General features: G+C 35.9%; 1 protein-coding gene. It reads left to right on the top strand.

Annotation, left to right across the window (positions count from 1 at the left end; genetic code table 11):
* Positions 1-153 precede the first annotated feature (153 nt).
* Positions 154-1,470: an IS1380 family transposase gene (locus tag KM885_RS17715; protein ID WP_047186544.1), complete on the top strand. Its 1,317-nt coding sequence runs from the start codon at positions 154-156 to the stop codon at positions 1,468-1,470.
* The last annotated feature ends 199 nt before the right edge of the window (positions 1,471-1,669 follow it).

The raw sequence follows: 1,669 nt of genomic DNA, 5'->3' as shown, positions 1-1,669 counted from the left end.
ACCTTAATTATTCATAAAAAATCCTTGAGCGCCTAAAAATGCATATCTACCAAGGAATCCAGCTAATTTAGTCATGCATCAAATAAATGAAAAAAGAATCCATTTCTGTTAAAGTTAAATCACCACAAAATAACCACAGAAAGGATTCTTATAATGGCTACTTTACCGCAATTAACACTAGATTTCAATCGTCAAATTAAATTGTCAAATGATGGAGGTTCCCTTTCCTCCGATACGGGTGAATTCATCTTTAAAGAATTTGATAGGAAAATTGGATTCTTAAAGACTATTGCTGAATACCTTCACTTAAATGACGAAAGAAAATACCATTACCATTCGAATGAAGAACTACTCCGCCAAAAGATTTACCAAATCATTGCTGGATATGCGGAAGATGACGATGCGGATCAATTGACTCAAGACCCTGTGTTCACAAAAGTTATTGAAACGGATGCTTTAGCTTCTCAACCAAGTTTATCACGGTTTTATACACGGTTTGATAAAGAATCCATTGAACAATTAAATCAAGCCAATCAAGCACTCTTGGATAAGGTTCATGAATTCAGAAAGTCAAAGGCACTCATTATTGACCTAGATTCCACTCATGCTGATACCTATGGCAAACAAGAGTCTGCGGCTTACAATACCCATTATGGTACAGTTGGATTTCATCCATTAGTTGCATTTGACGGGATAACCCGTGACTTTTTAAAGGCACAGTTGCGCCCTGGAAATGTCTATACTTCCAATGGTGTTGTGGACTTTGTAGAACCCCTTATCACACATTACAATGAAGAATTTCCAGAAACAATACCGTTCTTACGTGCAGATAGTGGTTTTGCCGTCCCAGCCTTGTATGACTTATGTGAACGTGAATCTGTTTATTATGTCATTCGTTTAAAGTCTAACGCTGTTTTACAGCGAATGGCAGATGAATTACACCCTGCAACAGCGCCATCAGATGCAACAAAGTCAGAGCACTATTATGAGGAAATTGACTATCAAGCAAAATCATGGTTTAAATCAAGAAGAATAATCATTCAATCCGTTCGACCAGCAGGAGAACTATTTTTCACTCATTCATTCTTCGTCACAAATCTGGTCGATGCATTTACACCAAAGGATATCGTTCATACCTACCAAAAAAGAGGTACGATGGAAACCTTTATTGATGAAGCAAAAAATGGCTTTTATTTGGATAAAATGAACAGCCACTCCTTCCAAGTAAATGAAGCAAAGATGATGTTAAGTTTGTTAGCGTATAACCTAACAAACTGGCTTCGAACACTTTGCTTTCCAGAAGGACAAAAGACAATGCAAATCGATACCATTCGCACAAGAATTATTAAAGTCGCTAGTAAGTTGGTAAAATCTGGGCGTTCCCTTTACTTTAAATTGTCCTCTAGTTTTGTGTACCAAAAGTTCTTTTGGAAGGTTCTTCAACGAATTCAAGCACTAAAACTGGAATAAAACATACAAATACCTATTTTTTTAAAAGTATGGTAAGCCCAAGGGGGTAGTCTGCCCAAAAATGGCCATTTTTTGGTATTTAAAGTTGCGTTCCTCAAATTTATGGTTATTTTGGGCTTAACTATATTTATAATTTGAAAAAATATAGAATTTGAACCTTGTTTACTTAGGCACATGGAAGTATGAATAATTAAGGATA

This window comes from Oceanobacillus caeni (assembly GCF_019037185.1).
Classification (GTDB): Bacteria; Bacillota; Bacilli; order Bacillales; family Amphibacillaceae; genus Oceanobacillus; species Oceanobacillus caeni.
The sequence above is the reverse complement of the archived record's forward strand: the minus strand, read 5'-3'. Positions and strand labels throughout refer to the sequence as shown.